General features: G+C 71.1%; 2 protein-coding genes. One reads left to right on the top strand and one right to left on the bottom strand.

What is annotated here, in order from left to right; genetic code table 11:
* A partial coding sequence (locus tag ACFQ87_RS46670) for an MFS transporter (protein WP_380617123.1) occupies positions 1 to 665 on the bottom strand: 665 nt, incomplete at its 3' end.
* A 126-nt stretch (positions 666 to 791) separates the two neighbouring features.
* Here ACFQ87_RS46670 and ACFQ87_RS46665 point away from each other — a divergent pair.
* A partial coding sequence (locus ACFQ87_RS46665) for a TetR/AcrR family transcriptional regulator (RefSeq protein ID WP_380617122.1) occupies positions 792 to 1,164 on the top strand: 373 nt, incomplete at its 3' end.

The following is a 1,164-nucleotide window of genomic DNA, read 5'->3' as shown; positions in this document are numbered from 1 at the left end:
CACCGGGCCGCCAACACCAGGGTGAGCAGCCCCACCGGCACGTTCAGCAGGAACATCCAGCGCCAGTCCAGGCGCTCCAGCACCAGCCCGCCGAGGATCGGCCCCAGGACCGGGGCCAGGCTGATCGGGAGCAGCATGGTGCCCATCACCCGAGCGATCCGGGAAGGCCCGGCCCCCTGCACCATGAGCGTCTGCCCCAACGGCTGGATCATCGCGCCGCCGACGCCCTGGAGCACCCGGAAGGCGATCAGGCTGCCCGTCGACCAGGCCAGGCCGCACAGCGCGGATCCGAGCACGAACAGGACGACCGAACCGAGCCAGGCGCGCCGGGCGCCGAACCGGCCGGCGGCCCACCCGGAGAGCGGCATGGTCAGCGATATCGCCAGCAGGTACCCGGTGGCCACCCACTGGACCGCAGCCATCGAGCCGTGCAGGTCGCGTGCGACGGAATCGATGCCGACGTTGACGATCGTGGTGTCCAGCAAGGCCAGGATTGGCCCCAACGCGAGCACCGCGCCCATCTTCAGCAGGCCGGGCGGCAACGGCTCCGGCCGCTGCGCCCGAGCCGCCCCGCGCCGACCCTTCGCGGTGCTGTTCTCCGCGTCCTTCTCCGCACCCCCCTCCGCGCCCTTCGTCGTGATCCGCGTGGTGACCGATGTGGTCATGAACCCTCCCCTGGGCCGCTCCTTCGTCGACCGCTCCGGCCGACGTGAAGAACTTAGGGCGGACCCAGTGATTGGGTCAAGCATAATTTCTGTGCTCGACCCAGCGAACTGCGCTAGGCTCCTGCCATGACCGACACCGGGACCACGCCGAACCTGCGCGAGCTCAACAAGCGCCGCACCCGCGAGGCGATCTCGCACGCCGCGACCAGGCTCTTCATCGAGCAGGGCTTCGACCGGACGACCATCGCCGAGGTCGCGACCGCCGCGGGCGTCGCCAAGATGACCGTCACCAACCACTTCCCGCGCAAGGAGGACCTCTTCTTCGACCTGCACGAGGAGCTCGCCGGCCGGCTCGCCCGGACCGTCTCCGAGCGCGCCCACGGCGAGTCCGCCCTCGCCGCGCTACGCCGGGACTGCCTGACCGCGCTCGACCGGCACGACCCACGGCTCGGCTTCTCCGGCGAGGACTTCGCCCGCACCATCGCCGAGAGCCCGGCCC

The sequence above is a fragment of the Kitasatospora sp. NPDC056531 genome (assembly GCF_042794375.1).
GTDB lineage: Bacteria > Actinomycetota > Actinomycetes > Streptomycetales > Streptomycetaceae > Kitasatospora.
Note: the sequence above shows the minus strand (reverse complement) of the source record. Positions and strands in the feature narration are given on the sequence as shown.